17 protein-coding genes are annotated in these 20,644 nt (G+C 65.9%); 6 read left to right on the forward strand and 11 right to left on the reverse strand.

Translation table 11 applies throughout. The annotated features are described in order from the left end of the window. Positions 1-189: 189 nt before the first annotated feature. The 5 genes from ACUTR7_RS25775 to ACUTR7_RS25795 form a co-directional block, all read right to left on the reverse strand. Positions 190-1,458, reverse strand: a complete 1,269-nt coding sequence (locus ACUTR7_RS25775; protein ID WP_445610140.1) for a ferritin-like domain-containing protein — start codon at positions 1,456-1,458, stop codon at positions 190-192. Between the two features lie 8 nt (positions 1,459-1,466). After that, positions 1,467-2,333 (reverse strand): phosphate/phosphite/phosphonate ABC transporter substrate-binding protein, encoded by an 867-nt coding sequence (locus tag ACUTR7_RS25780; protein ID WP_096916728.1) that lies wholly within the window; start codon positions 2,331-2,333, stop codon positions 1,467-1,469. Between the two features lie 63 nt (positions 2,334-2,396). Continuing rightward, the gene (locus ACUTR7_RS25785; RefSeq protein WP_180319206.1) at positions 2,397-3,506 is read right to left on the reverse strand and encodes an acyl-CoA dehydrogenase family protein; all 1,110 of its coding nucleotides are present in this window, start codon (positions 3,504-3,506) and stop codon (positions 2,397-2,399) included. A 297-nt stretch (positions 3,507-3,803) separates the two neighbouring features. Further along, positions 3,804-5,033, reverse strand: coding sequence for a sensor domain-containing phosphodiesterase (locus ACUTR7_RS25790; protein WP_088165441.1), 1,230 nt, complete (start codon positions 5,031-5,033; stop codon positions 3,804-3,806). A gap of 405 nt (positions 5,034-5,438) precedes the next feature. Next, a complete protein-coding gene (locus tag ACUTR7_RS25795; RefSeq protein ID WP_445610141.1) occupies positions 5,439-6,233 on the reverse strand; it encodes a helix-turn-helix domain-containing protein in 795 nt (264 codons plus the stop codon). Between the two features lie 95 nt (positions 6,234-6,328). Here ACUTR7_RS25795 and ACUTR7_RS25800 point away from each other — a divergent pair, with 95 nt between their 5' ends. Further along, on the forward strand, positions 6,329-7,045 hold the full coding sequence (locus ACUTR7_RS25800) for an aspartate/glutamate racemase family protein (RefSeq protein WP_012206302.1): 717 nt from the start codon (positions 6,329-6,331) through the stop codon (positions 7,043-7,045). Positions 7,046-7,169: 124 nt separating this feature from the next. Here ACUTR7_RS25800 and ACUTR7_RS25805 read toward each other — a convergent pair whose 3' ends face one another. Next, positions 7,170-8,552: an aminotransferase-like domain-containing protein gene (locus tag ACUTR7_RS25805; protein ID WP_445610142.1), complete on the reverse strand. Its 1,383-nt coding sequence runs from the start codon at positions 8,550-8,552 to the stop codon at positions 7,170-7,172. Positions 8,553-8,727: 175 nt separating this feature from the next. Between ACUTR7_RS25805 and ACUTR7_RS25810 the strand changes: the two genes are divergently transcribed. Further along, positions 8,728-8,961 (forward strand): hypothetical protein, encoded by a 234-nt coding sequence (locus tag ACUTR7_RS25810; RefSeq protein ID WP_012206300.1) that lies wholly within the window; start codon positions 8,728-8,730, stop codon positions 8,959-8,961. Between the two features lie 73 nt (positions 8,962-9,034). Here the strand turns inward: ACUTR7_RS25810 and ACUTR7_RS25815 are convergent, their stop codons facing one another. The 3 genes from ACUTR7_RS25815 to ACUTR7_RS25825 all read right to left on the reverse strand — a co-directional run bounded on the left by ACUTR7_RS25815 (position 9,035) and on the right by ACUTR7_RS25825 (position 11,288). Further along, complete coding sequence (locus ACUTR7_RS25815) at positions 9,035-10,261, reverse strand: PQQ-dependent sugar dehydrogenase (protein ID WP_445610143.1); 1,227 nt, start codon at positions 10,259-10,261, stop codon at positions 9,035-9,037. Between the two features lie 126 nt (positions 10,262-10,387). Continuing rightward, positions 10,388-10,801, reverse strand: coding sequence for a VOC family protein (locus ACUTR7_RS25820; protein WP_353176156.1), 414 nt, complete (start codon positions 10,799-10,801; stop codon positions 10,388-10,390). Between the two features lie 97 nt (positions 10,802-10,898). Then, positions 10,899-11,288 carry a MerR family transcriptional regulator gene (locus ACUTR7_RS25825; protein WP_199959622.1) on the reverse strand — a complete coding sequence of 130 codons (390 nt, stop codon included), beginning with the start codon at positions 11,286-11,288 and terminating at the stop codon, positions 10,899-10,901. A 75-nt stretch (positions 11,289-11,363) separates the two neighbouring features. Between ACUTR7_RS25825 and ACUTR7_RS25830 the strand changes: the two genes are divergently transcribed. Together ACUTR7_RS25830 and ACUTR7_RS25835 are read left to right on the forward strand one after the other, a co-directional pair. Continuing rightward, the gene (locus tag ACUTR7_RS25830) at positions 11,364-12,473 is read left to right on the forward strand and encodes an SDR family oxidoreductase (RefSeq protein WP_445610144.1); all 1,110 of its coding nucleotides are present in this window, start codon (positions 11,364-11,366) and stop codon (positions 12,471-12,473) included. 12 nt (positions 12,474-12,485) lie between these two features. Continuing rightward, complete coding sequence (locus ACUTR7_RS25835; RefSeq protein ID WP_445610145.1) at positions 12,486-13,430, forward strand: oxidoreductase; 945 nt, start codon at positions 12,486-12,488, stop codon at positions 13,428-13,430. A 46-nt stretch (positions 13,431-13,476) separates the two neighbouring features. Here ACUTR7_RS25835 and ACUTR7_RS25840 read toward each other — a convergent pair whose 3' ends face one another. Together ACUTR7_RS25840 and ACUTR7_RS25845 are read right to left on the reverse strand one after the other, a co-directional pair. Continuing rightward, positions 13,477-14,925, reverse strand: coding sequence for a DUF1501 domain-containing protein (locus ACUTR7_RS25840; protein ID WP_445610146.1), 1,449 nt, complete (start codon positions 14,923-14,925; stop codon positions 13,477-13,479). A 31-nt stretch (positions 14,926-14,956) separates the two neighbouring features. Beyond that, complete coding sequence (locus tag ACUTR7_RS25845) at positions 14,957-16,861, reverse strand: DUF1800 domain-containing protein (RefSeq protein ID WP_445610147.1); 1,905 nt, start codon at positions 16,859-16,861, stop codon at positions 14,957-14,959. A 353-nt stretch (positions 16,862-17,214) separates the two neighbouring features. On the opposite strand from ACUTR7_RS25845, the gene dbpA reads away from it, so the two are divergent. Then, entirely contained in the window at positions 17,215-18,615 is a 1,401-nt protein-coding gene (gene dbpA, locus ACUTR7_RS25850) for an ATP-dependent RNA helicase DbpA (RefSeq protein WP_445610156.1), read from the forward strand. 405 nt (positions 18,616-19,020) lie between these two features. Continuing rightward, positions 19,021-20,622: a diguanylate cyclase gene (locus ACUTR7_RS25855; protein ID WP_445610148.1), complete on the forward strand. Its 1,602-nt coding sequence runs from the start codon at positions 19,021-19,023 to the stop codon at positions 20,620-20,622. The last annotated feature ends 22 nt before the right edge of the window (positions 20,623-20,644 follow it).

Genomic DNA, 20,644 nt, shown 5'->3' on the forward strand with positions numbered 1-20,644 from the left:
GCCGCTCTTGCGCAGGCGCAGACTGCTCCTGGCCCGCCTTGGTCGCGCGGGGCGGAGCCACCGGCATGGGAAACCCGACAAGCGCAAGCGCCACTGCGAAAGGCAGCAGGCAGTAGAAGAGCACGCGCTTGAGCTTCATTCGCCGGAATTGAGGGTGCTTGCGCAGCCTTCAAGTGGGCTGTTCCCCGTCTACATGAAATTCCTCGTATGCAATGAAGCCAGCCGCTCGGCATGCCCACGCTCGAACCCCAGCCGCAGCAGCTTGGAAAACCGCCCGTCGGCCATGTCGCGCATGAGCTGCTGCACGCGGGCGGCGCCGCGGGCCAGGGCTTCGGGGGTGAGGGCGCCGGCGGCGATGAGGATCAGGGCGTCGAAGACTTCCTCGTTCAGGCCCGAGGTGCCGGCCAGGTTGTCGAAGCGCTGCTCCACGGCCTGGGCCAGCTGATGCTGGAAGCCGGGCTCGTGCTGCAGGCGGTACAGCAGGTGGGACATGCCCAGGGCCACATGGCGCGCCTCGTCGCGTGCGGCCAGGCGGCAGATCTGGCGTGTGAGGGGGTCGGGCGCCTCGGTCTGCAGGAACTGCAGCAGGTGCACGAAGGTGCCTTCGCCCAGCACCGACAGCAAAAAGCCCGCCACGGAAAAATCCGTCTCGTCCAGCAGGCTCTTGAGCGAGGCCTGTCCACCCGCCGTGGACAGCGCGGGCTCGCGGCCGTGGCGGCGGATGCGGCGCGTGAACACGTCGATGTGCCGCGCCTCGTCGGCCACCTGGATGGCCAGCGCCGCCTGCAGCTCGCGGTAGTGCGGGTGCAGCTGGCCCAGGAAGCGCGCAGGCACCAGCAGGGCCGCGTTCTCGTTCTCCACCATGTAGGTCATGAGCTGCACGATGGCGTCTTCCACGGGCGCGGGCAGCTCGGGTGCATCGCACCAGTCGATGTCGGTGTCGGCATTCCACTGCGCGGCCACGGCCTGGGCGTAGAGGTCGGCGGCGCTGTCGGTCCAGACCTGCAGCTTGTCGCTGAGCCGGAAATGGAAGGCCGGCGCCCCTGCTTCCACCTGCGCGCCCCGCGCCGCCAGGCCCCAGAAAGGCTGGGCCTGCGCGGCCACGGCATCGCCGCCCGAGCGCGCATCGCTGCGGCCCGTCTGCGCCGCGCCGCGCCAGCGCCCGGCCTGGGCGCCGCCGCGCGCCACGATGGCCATGGCCTGTGCAACACCCGCGCCGTCCTCCCAGCGCAGGCCGTGGCCCTGGTCGCTGCACCAGCCCGACAGCTGGGCCTGCCAGCCCGGCGCGCTGCCGGTCACGCGCAGCTGCCCGCCCACGGGCAGGGCGGCCAGCGCGTGCTTGACCAGAAGATGGGCACCGGCATCGAAGCCCAGGCCCTGCAGGTCGATGACAGGCAGGGTGGAGGCGGGCAGGGTGCGGGCGTGCAGGGCGCCGCTGTCGGAATCAGGCATGGACATGGCGCGTGTCAGTAACGGTAGTCCTGCACGGTGATGCGGCCTTCGGCGTCGTAGAAGGCCTCGTCCGTCACCGCGCGCTCCAGCAGGCCGTAGCCCGTGCCGCGGCCCGGGTGCCAGACCTTCAGGCCTTCCAGCTCCAGCAGCGGGCGCACGGCCGCGTCGTCCCAGGACATGGCCAGCAGGATGTCGCGGAAGGCGGCGGCGCGTTCGGCATCGATATGCGGGCCGGCCGTCATGTTGCAGTGGTCGAACGCGCCCGAGGTGGCCAGCACGCGCGTGCCCCCGGCCGGCAGCGTGCCTTCGCGCGCAAAGGCCTGGTAGTTCTTGCCCACCATCCATGAAGCCTGTATCTCGCCGGCCACCATGGCGGCGGCGGCCAGGCGCTCGCCGCCGATGTGGTCGCCGTGCTTGCCGCCCAGCACGTCAAAGCGGCGTGCCGTGTAGTCGCGCCCGGCCAGCAGCCCTTCCTGGCGCAGATGGTCCAGCGGGATCAGCGTGGCCTGGGGCGAGTCCACCGCACCGAAGCCCACGGTCTTGCCGCGCAGGTCCTGCACGCTCTGGATGGGGCTGTCGGCGGGCACGACCAGCAGCGAATGCAGGTCCAGGTCGGTGTCGCGCATGGCGATGGACTCCACGCGCAGGCCGCGCGCGCGGGCCATGCGGTCGGCGCGCACAAAGGCCAGCGGCGAGTTCCAGGCCAGGTGCACATCGCCTGCGATCAGCGCCTCGGTCAGCGACTCGTAGTTGGAATAGAGCACGTAGTCGAAGTAGTAGCCGCGCTCGATGAAATACGCCTTGAAGCCTTCCCAGATGGTGATCACCTTGGGGGCGTAGGCCACGGCGCCGAGCTTGATCACGGGGGCGGTTGTCGTCATTCGGAAGTCCTTTGCTGGATGGGGAAGGGGGTTGAGGCTATCGACAGGATCTGCGGCGCAGGTTCAGGCAGCGGCGTCGCACATGGCTTTGCCGAGCATGTCGTAGATCACGTCGGTGGTGGGCGCCATGACCGAGGCGGCACGCGCATCGCGGAACAGGCGCTCTATGCCCAGCTCCTTGCGGAAGGCGGCGCCGCCGCACACGCGCATGGCAATGTCGGTCACCTCCAGCGCGGCTTCGGCGGCGGCGGCCTTGGTCTGCAGCAGGCGCGTGCGCGTGTCGGGGCGGGCGGCCTGCACGGCGGCCACGGTGTCGTCGCGCAGCAGGCGCGCCTGTTCCAGGCGCAGCTGGGCGCGGGCCAGGTAGGCGCGGATGGTGGGCAGGTCGGCCAGCGAGCTGCCGCTTTCCGCAAAGCGCGTGCCCGCCACATGGGCCACGGCGCGGCGCAGTGCGCCCTGCATCAGGCCGATGGAGGTGGTGGCGATCAGCGTGGGGAAAAACGGCATCAGGTGGCGGCCCTTCACGGCCTCGCCCTCGCCATCGGCGCCCAGCATGCGGGCGCGCGGCACGCCCACATCGCGCGCCTCGATGGGCGACGAAGCATTGCCGCGCAACCCCATGCCGTTGAAGCGCCCGGGAATGGACAGCCCCGGCAGGCGGCTGTCCACCAGCCACAGCGTATTGCCCTCGCCCTGCGTGGCGCGCGAGATCCAGACATAGGAATCGGCCTCGCCGGCCGAGGTGATCATGCTCTTGAGCGCATTCAGGTGGATGACATCTTCAGCGGCGGTGGCCGTGCCCGTGGGCGCCCAGATATGGCTGCGCGATCCCGCCTCGGACACGGCCAGCGTGGTGATGTGGCGGCCGGCGGCAATGTCGCGGCGCACCTCGTCATCGGCAAAGGGCTCGATCAGCGCCACGCCGCAGTAGTGCATGGTCAGCACCATGGCCGTGCAGGGGCAGTCCTGGGCAATGCGTTCGATGACCTGTACCGCCTCGGCCAGGCCCTTGCCCCGGCCGCCCACCTCGCTGGCGCTGATCAGGCCCAGCAGGCCGGCTGCGGCCAGCGCATCCAGCGCAGCGCGCGGGTAGCGCGCCTGCTCGTCAATCTGCGCGGCCTGGGGCGCGATGATCTCGCGCATGAGGGGTTCGAGTTGCTGCAAAACTTCCATCTGGGTTCACCGTAGGCATGCCCATGGCCGCCTGCCAAGAGGCACTTGCTGGAAGTCTGGGGAAATGCTGGAGCGCCGCGATGGCCGCTGGGCGCGCCTGCCGCATGCAGACCTGCAATGGCGGATGGGCTGGGGGAAAGAATGCGAAAGATTATGCGCCGGGTGCGCGACGGCCGGGCGCAATTGCCGGTGGCGCTTGATTTTGGTCAATTGGTGGCTGGGTACTGCCTTCGGCGGTTTCGGCCAACAGGCGGCGGGCAGCCAGCCAGAAGAGGATGCCTGCAGGAAAATCGTGGCCTATATTGCAGCGCCCATTGCCAGCGCCTCTTGCGGCCCTATCGGCTTGGCAAAAAAGTAGCCCTGGGCCAAATCCACGCCCAGGCTCGCCAGAGTGTTGAATTCCTCGGCTGTCTCCACACCCTCGGCAACCACCACGCTTCCTATCTCGTGCGCGAAGCTCGTGAGGCCCTTGGCCAGGGCACGGCGGCTGCGGTCGGTATCGACATCGTGCGTGATGCTCATGTCCAGCTTGATCATGTCTGGTTGCAGATGCAGGATGTGCCGCATGCTGGAGTAGCCGGCCCCCGCATCGTCGACTGCCAAGGTCGCGCCCCGGCGCCGCAGCGGCGCCAGTGCATCGGCCAAAGCCCTGTAGTCATCCACGGCGGCATGCTCCGTGATTTCCAGCGTCACGCGCGAGAGATCCCGGTCCGAACCCAGAAGCCTGGGCAACTGCCCCGACTGGATCAGCTGCGGCGAGCAGTTGACAGCGAGCAGCCAGTCGGTGGGCAGGCTGCCAAGTGCGCCAAGCGCTGTGTCGATCGCATGGCGCTCCAGCTCCAGCCCCAGCCCCACCTCGTGCGCTGCCTTGAACCACTGGTCGGGCGGGCGACGTGGCTCCAGGTCAAAGCGTGACAGACATTCGAAACCATGCAGCTTGCCGGTCGCGATGGTGTATACGGGCTGAAATACGGGGCGCAGCGCATTGCCTTGCATTGCAAGTCGAATTTCGTGCGTCACTTTGTCTCTTGCATGCCGGACGGCAGAAGTCGCACTGAAATGGAGTCCCAATAAATCGGAGAATGCCCGCAGCAGTGACATATCGTGCACATTCAGCGCAGGATTGGGCTGGTGGCTGAAGCAGCACAAGGTACCGAACAATTGGTTGTCATCCAGGCGGATGGGAACGCTCAGGTGCGAGCCGATAGGAATGGTGTGCGTTTCCGGTATCTCCTGGGCAGCGGCCAACAGGGAGGTGTCGGGAATCAACTCCGGCAATTCGCCATTGACCACTTTCTGGCAATAGCCCTCGCTCAATGGAATCTTCTGATGCTGGAAAATCACTCCGGCAGTGCTCTCGTCCACATGCTCCAGCACCCGATCCTCTTCCCGGAATCGGGCTACAAAGGCGACATCCATGCCGAGATGCCGACGAACGACAGACAGAACACGGTCGACTCCATCCAGTTCAATGGCAAAAGCAAAAATTCTGCTCAAAGGTGCGAATGTGGATTTACGAAGGGTCATTTCGTTGATCTGCTCTATCAGATGTGTACGCACATTGAATTCACACGCTGCCTGCGGGCTGGCTATCCTCGGTTCCGAGTGCGATGGCCAAGCGGTGCGATATGAATTGATAAAAGGAATGAATTATCATTAACCCGCTCCATTGACCGATGCGCGGCAAATCGTGGTTGCCGCGCGATAGAAAATCCCAATCGCACCTCCAGTTGCAACCCCGTTTGCAACCCAAAGCAGTAGTGAGAAGAACAGACTTAAGTATGCGCGGTTGAAGTGCGCAGGTCGAGTCCGTCTGTTCGGATTGACAATAGTTATGAAAATCCAACACGGGCAGCTGAAAGGGCCCGGCACTCCCTGGAAAGCCCGTCAAGCCCTATGTCCTGGCTGTGGCTGTCTCAGGTGCTCCATCGGTCATTGATTGCCCGTGTGACGAATGCGGGCCAGGTACTGGCTGGGCGTCAACCCCAGAGTCTTGCGGAAAGCGGCGCCCATGTGCGACTGATGGCTGAAGCCGCAATCGAGGGCGATACCCGCCAGGGAATGGGTGTCTGCCCGCATCATGGAGCGGGCCGCCTGTACGCGGGTTTCCACAAGAAAGGCATGCGGCGTCATGCCCAGCAACTGGGAAAACTCGCGCAGAAACTGCAGCGGCGTGCGCTGGATCATGCGGGCCAGCTGGGCAATGCTCAACGGCTGCGCAAACTCGGCCGCCATGCGCTCCAGGACAGGGCGGTACACCGGGCGCAAGGCCTCGACGCGGGCGGTGGGCGCATGGCATTGCCCGGCCATGAAGCACAGCGCGGCCTGCTCGATGGCCAGCGTGTCCGGTTCGGTGCTCAGCAGCAGCTGGCGCAGTTGGTGGGCCATCTGCAAGGCGCTGCGCTGCCCGGGCGTCACAACGCGCCGTGCCTGGGTTGCAGACGCGCCGTCGCTGAGCCATTGTTCCCAATGCGCCTGGGTGCAGCGAACCACCAGATACTCGCCGCCCGTGGCCGATTCGGAAAACACGTCGACGCCCGGCGGCGTGCATGCCACCGTCCCGGGCCAGGTATCGAAGTCGACGCGGCGATCGCTGGCAATCGCATGCACGCCTTGCTGGCGCTCCAGCGCGATGCCCAGCGAATGCAGGCGGGTCGGGTCATGGCTGCTGTAGGGCGTGCGGCCCAGCAGCTGCACCTCGAATCCCGGTGGTTCGTGATCTGTCATCGCTGTATTGCCTTGTATGGCCCTTGCCTTGCCTTGCGTTCCTGAACTGAAATTTCCTGATAGACGCGAAATCGGCCGCTGCCCACACTGCGGGCATGAACTCAAACCACACGGAAATTCACCGCGTCATCGGTCTCATCGGTGGCATGAGCTGGGAGTCCAGCGCCGAGTACTACCGGCTCATCAATCAGGGTGTGCGTGACAGGCTGGGCCCGCTGCGCTCCGCAAAACTGCTCATGTACAGCGTGGATTTTGGCCCCATCGAGCAGGCCCAGCATGAAGGCCGATGGGACGACGCCGCCGCCTTGCTGGAGGATGCCGCGCGGCGGCTGCAGCAGGGCGGGGCGGACGGCGTGCTGCTGTGCACCAACACCATGCACAAGCTGGCAGACCGCATTGCGGCAGCGGTGCGCATCCCTTTTCTTCACATTGCCGACCCGGTAGCCGACGCAGCCCGCACACGCGGCTACCGGAAGCTGGGGCTGCTGGGCACACGCTTCACCATGGAGCAGCCCTTCATGCGCGAGCGGCTGCAGCAGCAGGGTCTGGAGGTGCTGGTGCCGCAGGAGGCAGACCGCGCCGAGGTGCACCGCATCATCTACGAGGAACTGTGCACGGGCCGGATTCTTGAAGAGTCGCGGCGCACCTATCAGCGCATCATGGCGCAGCTGGCCGGGCAGGGTGCGCAGGCCATGGTGCTGGGCTGCACGGAAATCAGCCTGCTGGTGCAGCAGGAGCATTGCCCTGTGCCCGTGCTGGATACCACCGCCCTGCATGCGCAGGCGGCGGTGGACTTCGCTCTGGAGCCTTGAACGGCCAGCGAGCCATGCCCAGGTCTGCTTTCAAAGGCGTGCACCCCCCGGATTGCCGGGGCGCCTTGAGCCGTTGTGGCCACCTATCGGCACAACGCCTCACGCCTCGATGCGCGCCGAACCGCTAGACCACGGCGGCGCTGAACGACTCGGGCAGGCGCGCAAGCAGATGGGACAGCCGCTGAAGTCCCGCCTGCAGGCGTCCACGGTCCTTGATGCTGCCCAGGGAAATGCGGATGGCATTCACGGATTCGCCACCTGTGGCGAAGGCCTGCGCCGGCGTGACGGCGATGCCCTCGCTGTCGGCGGCACGCGCAAGCTGCGACGGGCTCCAGTAACTCGGCAGCTCCAGCCATACATGCAGGCCGTCTCCCGCGCCGCTGTACCGGCCGGCCAGCACATCCCTGGCCATCCGGTGGCGCAGGCGCGCCTCCTTGCGCACGCCTTCCATCAATTTTCCGGCCGAGCCGTCGAGGATCCACTGCGTGGCCAGGGCGGCCGTCAGCGGCGTGGCCATCAGCGCAAACGATCTCAGCGCGACCAGGAAACGCTGGCGCTCGTGCGGGTCAGGCAGGAGCACGAAGGCCACCCGCAAACCGGGCGTCAGGCATTTGGAGAGGGTGGAGATGTAGTACACCTGCTCCGGGGCAAACCTGGCGATCGGCGGCGGCGGGGCATCGGCCAGCAGCCAGTAGGGATCGTCCTCGACGATGCGCACATGGCAGCGCTTTGCGATGCTGGCGATCTCTTGGCGCCGGTCCTTGGCAAGCGTGATGGCGGTCGGGTTCTGCAGCGTCGGGTTCAGGTAGACCAGCCCGGGCCTGTGCTGTCGGCATGCCTGCTCAAGCCGCTCGGGCATGATCCCCTGGCTGTCCGCTTGCACCGCAATGATGCGACGGCCGAACTGGGCAGCTGCGGCACGCAGGCCGGGATAGCTGGTGGGCTCGGTCAGGATCACATCGCCCGGCTCCGTCAGCGCAAGCACCAGGGCGGCAATCGCCGCCTGCGCGCCCGGGCAGACCACCAACTGCCGGGCATCCACATCTCCGAACATGGGCTGCAGCCACCTGGCGCCCGCCTTGCGGTCGGAGTCGCTTCCCCCGCCCAGGTGGTAGGTCATCAGCAACTGGGCATCCGCACCCATCAGCACTTGCGACAGGCCCTGCTTCAACATGTCGTCCAGGTCCACGCCAGCCGGCGGTGGCGGGGTGTTCATGCTCAGGTCCAGCACGGCATTCAGCTCCACCTTGGGCGCCGCGACATAGGTGCCTCTGGCGCCGCGTCCCTCCAGCAGCTGGCGGCGCCTGGCTTCGTCGTAGGCGCGCGTGACCGTCGTCAGGTCCACATCCAGCTGGGCCGCCAGCCGGCGTTGTGGGGGCAGGCGGTCACCGGGCTTCAGTAGTCCGTCTGCCACCGCTGCCTGCAAGGCATCGGCGATCTGCAGGAATCGGGGGCCGCCCTGCACGGCCAGTTGCGGCAACCAGAGGGGCAAAGGCTCATCTTGCATGGATTTAAGCGGCGACGTATGGGCTCATGTATGGAAATTGCTTTTGGGTAGTATGCGCCACAAGGTGTGGCAGCACCGTGCTTGCATGGCCGTCGCTGACGCTCTCGCCTCCCATGTCCGGGAGGGAGGCTCCCCACCATGGACAGTGCCAAGTCATTGGCTGGAAGCTCTCAAAATGATCGATTGGGTCCCCATAGTCTTCGTCACCTTCAAGGTGCTCGTGTTCGGCACGGCCATGTTCTTCGCCATCAAGTGGCATTACGACCAAGGCAAGAAGAAGGGGGCGAGCCGGCGCGAGCTGCTCATTGCCAGTGGCAAGATCGTTGCCGTCTTCACGCTGCTGCTGCTGTGCGTGCTGCTCTTCACCTTCGGCCTGGCCACCATGCTGGGCATGGACCTGAGCCTTTGATGGCAGGTGGCGCTGCCAGCGCCGGGCCTGTGCCCGCAGGCCGTGCCCAGCGCGGCAACCATCCCCCAGCTGTCTACTTCGGTGTGAGCCGATACAGACCGCCCTTGCGGTCGTCCTCGATCAGCCACAGCGCACCATCCGGCGCCTGCGCCACGTCGCGGACGCGAAAGCCTACCGTCCAGTGCTCGGCAGGCGTGGCGCTCGCGCCGTTCACCTCGATCCGGTGCAGGGCGCGGGTCAGCAGGCCGGACGCAAACGCTGAGCCCTTCCACTGCGGAAACATCTCGCCGCTGTAGAACATCAGGCTGCCCGGCGCGAAGACAGGCGTCCAGTAGATCACGGGCTTGGTGAGGTCCGTTCGCGTATCCGGGCTGGCAATGGGCACGCCGTTGTAGTTCACCGCATAGGAAACCAGCGGCCAGCCATAGTTCTTGCCCGGCTCGATCAGATTGAGCTCATCGCCGCCGCGCGGCCCATGCTCAAGCTCCCAAAGACGCCCATCCGGCGCGAATGCCAGGCCGTAGGGCGTGCGATGCCCCGTGGACCAGGTCTCGGACGGCGTCAGATTCGGACCATCAAAGACAAACGTGCGCAACACCGGCGCGGTCTTGGCGGCTTCGGTGTCCTTGGGCGGATCGATCACAGGAACCGACGTTGCGCCGGTCTGCCCCTGCATCGGATTGCCGGGCGCGGGCTTGCCGTCCAAGGTCAGCCGCAGGATCTTGCCGGCCGGCTGATTCGGGTCCTGGGCAGGCGTGAAGCGCTGGCGGTCCCCGGCCGTGAGGAACAGAAACTTCTGGTCCGGCGAAAAAGCCACGGCGGCACCCACCTGCCCGCCCTTGCCCTTGACGGGGTCGCGCCAGATGACCTTGAGGTCTTCCAGCGCAGCGGTGCCGGCACCGATCCTGAGCGTGGCGCGCGCGAGCGCCAGGCTCGACGTGCCGCGGATTTCTCCGGGCTCCGAATAGGTCAGGTAGATGGCCCCGTCGCTCGCGTACGAAGGGGCCAGGTAGACGCCGAGCAGGCCGTTCTGGTTTTCATGCAGCACGGGCGGCACGCCGGTGACTTCGAGCTTTTGCCCGTCCTGGGCCGCGAGAAACAGCTTGCCAACCTTCTCGGTGACCAGCATGCGCCCGTCCGGCATGAAGGCGATGCGCCAGGGCAGATCGAATTGCGCGACCTTGCTGACCTTGAACGGAGGCGATGCAGTGGCAGGCAGCGTTCCCGCATTGATCTGCGCCAACACAGGGGTTGCAACCATGAGCAACCAGGGGATGAGTCCAGACTTCGGCAATCGCATGCTTTGCTCCGCAGTGGGGGACGGGACAGTATCCGCGCATCACCGCCGCACCGCAGAATGCACCGCCCAATTCCGGGCTATCTGCGCGGCAAGCCTGAAGTTGCGTTCAGCCGCGTTCAGCCTCGCTCACCCAGCGGATGCTGGCATGGCCGCCGGGTCCATCCACAGTGCCGCCCACATGTGTCCATCAGGATCGGCCAGATCGCGCGTGTACATGAAGCCGTGGTCCTCCATCGGATTCACGTCGGCCTGCCCGCCATGGGCCGCAGCGGCCTCGTTCATCGCATCGACGGCGGCGCGGCTCTCAAGGGCCAGGGACAGCATCAACCCGCAGGAGCCGGCCGGCGGCAACGGGCGCTGGGTGAAGGTGCGCCACTTGGCATGCGTGACCAGCATGACCTGGATCGCCTCGCTCCAGACCATGGCGGAACCATCCTCACTGCTGAACTGCGGGTTCTGGCTGAAGCCCAGCGCCTTGTAGAAGGCGGTGGAGGCGTCGAGGTCGGTCACGGGGAGGCTGATGAAGAGGGACTTGGTCATGCTTGGCTCCTTGGGGTGGGGCTGCAGTTCTGGTGGGTGCAGGACGGCTCGGTCAGAACATCCATCATGCAGCATCTGCACTCCGGATGCTGCGCCCTTAATTGGAAGATCCATTGATTTGCTGAAGCTCAAGTTGCCTGGCCGCACTGGCTTCAAGGTTTGCGCGCTCCGCATCCAAATACCGATAAATGCTCTTGAGGTCAGTGATTTTCTTTTTGATTTCCGCCATCTTCCTTTCAATCAGTCTTGCACCCCCGGCGCAATCTATTGACTTGTTTCTCTGAGCATTCAGAATTTCGCCTATTTCCCCAAGAGAAAAACCCATGCTTTGTGCCCGCTGGATAAAGTCCAGGTCTTGCAGGGTTTGCGGTGTGTAAACGCGATAATTGTTGGTTCGCCGCAAGGGTGAAATAAGACCGATTTTCTCGTAATAGCGCAAGGTATGGCGCGTGGCGCCGCTGCGGACCTCAAGTTCTCCGATATTCATGGAAAAAATCGCTTGACTGTAGAGTTGAGTCGACAGTCTACACTTGGTTTTTTCATCGTGCCAAGGAGCAGAAAAATGAGCGTGGAGTGCTTTGTTACGGGAGGGTCGGGCTTCATCGGTCAGCATTTGCTGTCGTACCTGAGCGCGAAAGGTCACACCATTCGGGTGCTGATGCGTCGCCCGGAGCGCCTCGCTGAACTGCGCCAGCAGGTCGATGGTTTGGGGGGCGTTGCAGCCCGCGTCTTTGCCGTAGCCGGCGATCTGGAGCAAGAAAACCTTGGTCTGAGCCTTGCGGATAGAGAGGTCCTTCGGCAGGCCAAGGTCGTATTCCATCTGGGAGCCCACTTCGCCTGGGGCCTGTCGATGGAGCAGGCACGTGCAGTGAATGTGGAAGGGGCAAGGCGTGTGGCGCAGTTGGCGGCCGAACAAGAGAGCCGGTTGGTGATGATCGGCGGCTACATGCTGAAAAACAATGAACATCTGCAACGCATCGGGATTGATCCCGGCCATCCGGAGTTGACGGATTGGCCTGCCATCTATCGCCAAGTCGGTGCTTACGAGGCGAGCAAACTGGAGGCGCATTTCGCGACCCTCGGCTTCATGAATGCCAAGGGTGGAGAGATGACCGTTGTACACCCCGCCACGGTTTGCGGTCATAGCCGCACGGGGCATATCGCGGACGGCCAGCCGCTGGTGGATCTGATACGCAATCTGGTGCAGGGAAAGCTGGCTGCAGTACCCGGTACTGCCGCGCACTGGTTGCCACTGGTCACTGTGGATTATTTGGTCGAGTTGCTGGCGGCTTGCGCCTTTGATCCTTCCATGGTGGGCCAGGAACTGCTGGCCCTCGATGCCCAGAGCCCTGGCTTGCAGGAACTTCTCACGCAGGTGGCACAACCTCTTGGGCTGAAGGCGCCCGTGCATCATATTCCGCTGAGATTGCTTAAATGGCTTCTGGGTATTCGTCCGATTGCGAGGTTTTTGAATACCAGCGCCGAGGCCCTGGATTTTATCCAGACAACCCGTTTTGACACGACGGAAGTGGAGCAATTTGCCCAAAGGCACGGAATCACAAAGCCGGATATGCGCCAGTCATTGAGGAATACTGCAATATATGTCAACTCATATTGCATTCCAAAAGGCAAGGCCCGTCGACTTGCCCCTCCACTGCACAGAACATCATAATCACCGCTTTCAATGGTGCCCGGGTTGCCGCTGCGCACCAATATCAAGGAGCTCGTTTCAGTGAATCAACCAACCCATCCACGCATCGCGGTGCTGGGGCCCGGGGCAATCGGGACAACGGTTGCTGCTGCGCTGCATGAAGTCGGTCGCACGCCGTTGCTGTGCGGTCGTACGCCGCGCGACAGCCTGACGCTGCACGGCAGCGGTCTTCGCATAGTGGTTCCCGGCCCGGTCAGAACTGATCCGGCCCAGGTCGAAGGTCCGGCGGCCCTTGTTTTTCTCGCGGTCAAGGCGACTCAAACTGCTGCGGTTGCGCATTGGCTGGCGGCGTTGAGCGGTCCGCAAACCGTCGTGTGTGTCCTGCAAAACGGGGTTGAGCAGGTGGAGAGTGTCACCCCGCTGTGCCCGCAGGGGCGAATCGTTCCCGCAGTCGTGTGGTTCCCAGCACAGGCGCAACCCGACGGGTCGGTGCTCCTGCGCAGCGACGCCCGGATCAGCCTGCCTGACGAGGCCGCTGCCCTCGTGGTTGCACAGGCACTGCAAGGCACCCGATGCTCGGTAGACCTGGTTTCGAATTTCAAATCCCTGGCGTGGCAAAAGCTGCTGCAGAACGCAGCGGCCGGGCTCATGGCACTCACGCATCGCCGCTCAGGCATGTTCGGCCGGCACGACATTTCGACACTCACTCTGGACTATTTGAGGGAGTGCCTGGCCGTGGCACGAGCCGAAGGTGCTGAACTGGGCGATGAGGTCCCGCAGGCGATCCTCGACAAGTTCCAGGCATTTCCGGCCGACCTGGGCACGTCCATACTGGCGGATCGCGAAGCAGGCCGGCCGCTCGAATGGGATATCCGCAACGGTGTCATCGCGCGCCGAGGCCGGGCGCGCGGAGTTCCGACACCGATTGGTGATGTCCTGGTGCCGCTTCTCGCCGCAGCGAGCGACGGCCCCGGCTGATCATTCGTGCCTTGACCACAAAGCCCGCCATCGCAAAAGCAAGGCTTCAGCCCATGAACCCCAGATCGATGGGGTACGCCGAGCCGCCGAAGTTGCCGATGTGCGGCAGCACCCCCGCCAGCTCGGTATTGGCCACGCCGAACCAGCGCGCCAGGGTGGCGGCGTACTGGTCCACGGCGGTGCTGGGCAACAGGCGCCCCTGGCCGACGTGCCACTGGTCTTCGCTGCCGCTGCCGTTGCCCACGCTGATGGGCGGTGGCGCGCCATAGAAGGACGCGCCACGCACCGCGCCGCCCACGACGAAGTGGTGGCTGCCCCAGCCATGGTCCGAGCCGTCGCCGTTGGAAGTCAGCGTGCGGCCGAAGTCCGACGCGGTGAAGGCCGTGACCTTGTCGGCCACGCCGAGCTCGGCCGTGGCGTTGTAGAAGGCCGTCATGGCGCTGCTTACCTTGTCGAGCAGCTGCGGCTGGTTGGCGATCAGGTTGTCGTGCAGGTCGAACCCGCCCAGCGAGACGAAGAACACCTGTCGGCGCGTGCCCAGCGCGTTGCGTCCGGCGATGAGCCGGGCCACCACCTTGAGCTGGTCGGCCAGCGGGTTGCTGGCAGGGAAGGCGGTGGACAGGCTGCCGCTGGAGAGGGCCGAAGAGATCTGCCCCTCGGCACTGATGGAGCGCTGCGTGACGCGGGCGTACTCGGCCTCCATTGCATGGCTGCCGGCCGTCTGCACCAGCTCGCTCAGCAGGCCGCGCACGGCGGTCGATCCATAGACGTTGGCGCCCTTGACGGCGTTGATGGGCACGGCGCCGCCCGGGCTGATCTGGTACTGCAGCGCCTGGTCGCCCGAGAGAAACACGGCGTTGCCCGTGGCCGAGATGCAGGTGAAGAGCGACGTGGCGTTGGACGACAGCGCCAGGTCGCCCAGGTTGCCGCCCCAGCCCACGGTGGAGCCTTCGGCGCCCTGCGACTGCCAGACCGACTGCTGGTCGTTGTGCGAGAAAAGCTTGGGCGGCAGCGGGTAGCTGCGCCGGTCGCCGGTGGCATATTGGGCCCGCGTGAGCGGCACCAGCAGCGGGCCGACGTTCAGCTGCACCGCCGCGCGGCCCGCGTTGAAGAGGCCGGCCAGGCCCGTCATGGACGGGTGCAGCGCGTACTGCATGCCACCGGCCAGCGCCGTGCGGGGTTGCAGCAGCGTATTGCCCAGCGCGGCGCGGGCCAGGGCAATGCCACCGGCCGTGCCATCGCTGTTGCCGCCGCGGATGATGGAGTACTGCCCGTAGCGGGTGCTGTCGTAGGGCACGACGGTGTTGGCGTAGTCGCAGCCGCCGTAGAGGAAGACGCAGACCAGCGCCTTGTAGTCGTTCGCCTCGAAGGCGGCGGCCTCGCCCAGCGCGGCAAGATTCAGGGCGAAGGGCAGGGCGGTGCCGGCGGCGGCCAGTTGCGTGCTGCGGCGCAGGAATGCGCGGCGCGTGTGGCGGGCGGGGTCGATGAAATTCATGGCGATATCGCTTTGCTTTGCAGACGTTCGGTCACTTCTGCACCAGATATTCGGGACTGGCCATCACCAGCAGCACGGCGGCTGCCACGCGGTTGAGCTGGGTGGCGGCGTTGCTGGTGGCCGTCACCGGCGTGGCATTGAGCGCTGCCACGATGCGCGCCTGTGTGGCGGCCGATACCTGCCCTGCCGACAGCAGCAGCGCCACCTTGCGCACCAGCGCGGCGGCGTCGGCCACCAGGGGCAGCAGGTTGGCGTAGCTGCAGGTGATGTCGAAGCCGTTGGCTGCGCTGCTGCCGCCCTGGGGCAGGTCAGGCGCGTTCACGTAGTAGCCGAAGCGGATCACGTTCTGCATGAAGTTCAGGTAGCCGCTCACGCTGGTTTCGGTGACGATCTGGAACTCCGGCGCCACCTGGCCCGTCGTGGCCAGGGGGGTGGAGGGCGGCACGTAGCCCGGGCGGAAGAAGTTGAACACCGAGCCCGAGCGCAGCGGGCTCTGGCCCAGGCGGGTGGCCGGGTCGCTCAGGTTGTCGATCTTCCAGGTGCCGCGTGCCGACCGCAGACCGAAGGTGCGGCCCCATTGCACGAAGCGCACCATGGGCTCGCGCAGGCGGCCGTACTGGGGGCTGGCAAGCCCTGCCGCGCCGCGCGCCTCCGGGTCCAGCAGCACGGTGGCGATCACGGCGCGCAGGTCGCCCCGCGTGCCGCTGCCGTTGTCGGCGAAGGCGGCGGCCACGCGCCCCACATAGGCGGGGCTGGGGTTGCTGGTGACCAGACGCTGGATCAGCTGTCGCCCGATGAAGGGCCCGACATTGGGGTGGTTGAACAGCGTGTCCAGCGCCGCCTTCAGCGCCGCTGGCCCCGACGTGCCCGCAGCCACGGTGGTGCCCAGGAAAGTGGCGGCCAGCGTGGAATGGCGCGCGGCGTTGAAGGCCATGGGCAGCAGCGCCTGCTGCAGCCCCGTCACCGTGCTGCCGCTCAGGTTGGTGGGCTGGTTCTTGCTGGTGTCGTAGTCGTAGCCGGTGAAGACGCGCGCCAGATTGCTCACGTCGGCTGCCGAATAGGTGTCGATGCGGTTGCCGCTGCCGTCGCGCTGCTCGGTGCCGTCGGGGTTGAGGCGGTAGAGGCCGATGGTGAACAGCTGCATCACCTCGCGGGCGTAGTTCTCGTCGGGCTGGCGGCCGCTGCGGGCGTCTTCCTTCTGGTTGCCGCGCGTGCTCAGGTAGATGCCCATGGCCGGGCTGAGCGTGACGGCCTCCAGCAGCGTGCGGAAGTTGCCGAAGGCGTGCTGGTTCAGCAGATCCCAGTAGCCGGAGGCCAGGAAAATGCTCCAGGGCTGCTCCAGCCCGGTGGTGGAGACCACCATGATCTCCGACAGCGCCAATGCCACACGCTTGCGCACCGCGTCGCGCTCCGTGAAAAGCTGGCTCCAGAGCATGAAGTCGGAGGGATACGAAACGTTGTCGTAGCGCGTGCCAGCCTCTGCCACGCCGTAGCCGCGCTGCATCAGCCAGGCCGTGCCCGTGGTGTCCACGGGCAGCGCGAACTGCTCGGCCAGCCAGGGGCCGTAGCCCTTGGCGCGCAGCGCTGCGATCTCCTCGTCAGTGGCCGAGAACTGCGCCTGCAGCAGGAAACGCGCGGCTTCTTCGTCGCTGGCGGGGGTGGCCGTGGTGCCCGTACCGGGACCGGTTCCGCCACCAGGGCCGGTGCCCGTGCCGCCGTTGCCCCCATTGCCGGTACCGGGTGCCGTATCGCCCCCACCGCCTCCGCAGGCCACCAGCAGCGCGGCCGCCAGGGAGGCGGCCATGGCGGGGGGCATCAAGGAACTCTTGGCTTCGTGGCTGAGGTGGTTTGGCTCTGCGCAGGCCGGGTAGGAGTTCGCGGGCGCGCGGTCGGGCGGCTGCAGCGTGGAGGCTGCAGCCTGTGATGTGGGGTGCATTGCGGGCTTTCAGGCGGCGGCCGGGGCGGGGTGACGGACTGCCCCGCTCCTCGGCGCGTGGCGCAGAGTGTTCCAAGGATTTCGGATGTGAGCGGACACTTTGCAGTCCTAAAGCGTGTCAAGATGTTATGCGTTGCAGGGGCGGCATGCAGAAACACGGCGTTGGGCCAAGACGCATGGGTCTCGCCCGGGGGCCGTCGCCGGTTGACGCGTCTTTTGCCATCCATGGCTTCAACCCCCCCGCTGGCCGTCCTCTCGCACATGCTGGCAATGGCCCAGCATGCCTCCTGTTCTTTTTCAGTGACCAACGTGTGCGCTGCGGTCTTGAAATCGCCAACTTTAAAATGCCCCCCATGACTCCTCCCTCGGCTTCCCCCCATTCCTTCGACAAACTTGCGCTTTCGCCGGCAACGCTCGCCAATCTTGAGCGGCTCGGCTACCTTGAAATGACGGCGATCCAGCTCGCCAGCCTGCCCCCTGCGCTTGAAGGCAAGGATGTGATCGCTCAGGCCAAGACCGGCAGCGGCAAGACCGCGGCCTTTGCCCTGGCGCTGCTGGCCAAGCTGGATACGCGCAATTTCTCGGTGCAAGGCCTGGTGCTCTGCCCCACCCGCGAGCTGGCCGATCAGGTGACGACCGAGATTCGCCGCCTGGCGCGTGCGGAAGACAACGTCAAGGTGGTGACCCTGTCCGGCGGCGTTCCGCTGCGCGGCCAGAACGCGAGCCTGGAGAACGGCGCGCACGTGATCGTCGGCACGCCCGGCCGTGTGATCGATCACCTGGATCGGGGCAATCTGAACCTTGATTCGCTGAACACCTTGGTGCTCGACGAAGCGGATCGCATGCTCGACATGGGTTTCGTCGATGACATCGCCAAAGTCGCCAAGCAGTGCCCCCCACAGCGCCAGACCTTGCTGTTCTCCGCCACCTACCCTGAAGGCATCGCCAAGCTGGCCGCGCGCTTCATGCGTGACCCGGTCACGGTCAAGGTCGCCGCGCAGCACAGCGGCGAGCAGATCGAGCAGCGCTGGTACGAGGTGGACAAGGAAGAGCGCTTGCCTTCGGTGGTTCGCCTGCTGGAGCATTTCCGGCCCGAGAGCACGCTGGCCTTCTGCAATACCAAGGCGCGCTGCCGGGCCCTTGCCGAGCTGCTGCAGGCCCAGGGCTACAGCGCGCTGGAGCTGCACGGCGATCTGGAGCAGCGTGATCGTGACCAGGTGCTGGTGCGCTTCGTGAACGGCAGCTGCTCCGTGCTGGTCGCCACCGATGTGGCGGCTCGCGGGCTCGATGTGACCAATCTGGGCGCCGTCATCAACGTGGACATCACGCCCGACCCTGAAGTGCACGTGCACCGCATCGGCCGCACAGGCCGCGCCGGCCAGAAAGGTTTGGCCCTGAGTCTTGCGACGATGGACGAAATGGGCGCGGTCGGTAACATCGAACAGATGCAGGGCAGCCCATCCGTCTGGTACCCGCTGGACGAACTGACACCGGCTCCCGGCGGCCGGCTCCTGCCATCCAAGGCCACCATCCACATCAATGCCAGCCGCAAGGACAAGATCCGCCCGGGCGACGTGCTGGGCGCGCTCACCGCAGACCTGGGCTACACCCGCGAGCAAGTGGGCAAGATCGACATCAACGAGTTCGCAACCTATGTGGCCGTGGACCGCAAGATTGCCCATGACGTGGTTGCCCGGCTCAATAGCGGGAAGATCAAGGGGCGAACGGTGAAGGCGCGCTTGCTCAAGGATTGAGGGGTTTCAGGCGCATCAGTCGGCGTGCGAATGTCTGCACTTGGCTGAACGCGCTCCGCCCCTTCAAGCGGCCCTGCCTAACCCGCAGGCCCCCTCATGACCGCCCTGGCCTGCACCGCCTCAACAGCCCCCTTCCGCGCCTCCCGCTGCGCCTGTGTACGGGCCGCCAAACCCGTGTCCCCGGGGGAACGACGAAGTACTATCCGAAACCTGGGCGCCTACCCAGCCACCACTCCCCAATCCCAACCCGTCCGGCCGATTTTTCCGAAGCCGGGGACAATACCGGGTTCGCGGGTTTTTCCGGCTTGACTTGAGTCAAGGTCGGATACGCCCGCGCAAAGACGCTGCCCAGGTGCTGAGCCGGATGCAGAAAACCCAAGATCGGACGGCAGCAGGACTGCCGAGATGGCGCAGGTGCATGTGATGGAGAGGGATTGGTGGACAAAGGCCTGGTGCGGGGGCAGAGGCCGGCCCGTGAAGCGTGATGCCCGCCTGGTGGCCTGGTTGCTGGCGGTGGTGTTCGTGTCGGTTTCTGCGGCCACGGTCTGGCAATTGGTGGCGGCGCGCCAGCGCACGCTGGCCGAGGTCGATACCAGCAACCGCAACCTGGCCCAGACACTGAACACCTATGCCGAGGGCGTGATCACCCAAAGCTCCATGCTGCTGCTGGGCATTGCCGAGCGGCTGGAGGTGGATGGCACCAGCCCCGTGCTCCTGGAGCGGGTGCTGTATCTGGTCAACCGGCAGGAGCATCTGCTGAACCAGCTCAACGAGTTGCTGATCGTGGATGCGCAGGGCCATTGGCTGATGTCGTCCAAGGGGGCGTTCCCCGAAGGATCGGAAAGCTCCGGCCGGGACTACTTCACGCACCACCGTGACGACGCATCGTCAGGCATCTACATCGGGCCGCCGATCCGCAGCCGCTCCACGGGCGAATGGGTGATCACCATCAGCCGGCGCTATACGGACGCCGAGGGCCAGTTTGCAGGCGCGGTGGTGGTGGCGCTGGGTGTGGAGAATTTCCTGCGGCTGTTCGGCAAGATCGATATCGGCGAGAAGGGGGCCATTGCGCTGAGCACGCCGGGCGGGCAGTTGCTGGTGCGCCACCCGTTCCGCGAGCAGGACCTGGGGCGGGACTTCTCGCAGTCGCCCAATTTCCTGCGCCACTACGTGGGGGCGATGTCGGGCACGGCGTCGTTCCGCTCGGCCCTGGATGGCACGGAAAGAATCTACGCCTTCCTGCGCAGCGAGCGCTATCCGCTGGTGACCACGGTGGCCCTGGGCCGCGATGAGGCGTTGAGCTCCTGGCGGCGCCAGGCGCTGCTGACGCTGGCCGTGGTGCTGGGGCTGTTTCTGGCGATTGCGTTGATCGGCTGGCGCCTGACGGCCGCGATGCGGCTGCGTTCGCGCGCCGAATGCTCCCTGGTCAGCGCGCGCGAGGAATTGCTGGACGCCAATCGCCGGCTGGAAGTGCTGGCCGCCCAGGACCAGTTGACGGGCCTGGCCAACCGCCGCCGCTTTGACGAGGTGCTGGAGCGCGAGGCCCGTCGCGCTGCGCGCGAGGGCACGCCGCTGTCGCTGCTGCTGATCGACCTGGACTACTTCAAGGGCTACAACGATGCCTACGGCCATGTGGCGGGCGATGCCTGCCTGCAGGCCGTGTGCAGCGCGCTGGCCCAGGCGGTGCAGCGGCCCGGCGACATGGCGGCGCGCTATGGCGGGGAAGAGCTGGCCGTGGTGCTGCCCAATACCGACAAGGCCGGCGCGCAGCAGGTGGCCGAGCGGCTGCGCGCGCGCATCGAGGGCCTGGCCCTGGATCACCGCATCAGCCGCTTTGGCCATGTGACTGCCAGCATTGGCGTGGCCACGACGCAGGGTGATGAGGCTGGCGCGACCCAAGGCGCGACACCAGGCTCCACCCAAGATGCCGCCGTGGCGCTGGTGGAGGCGGCCGACCGTGCGCTGTACCGCGCCAAGGCCGCAGGGCGCAACTGCGTGCAGGGCTGAATGGGCTTGGGTCTGCGCGCGC

Source organism: Delftia sp. NA_296.1 (assembly GCF_052692095.1).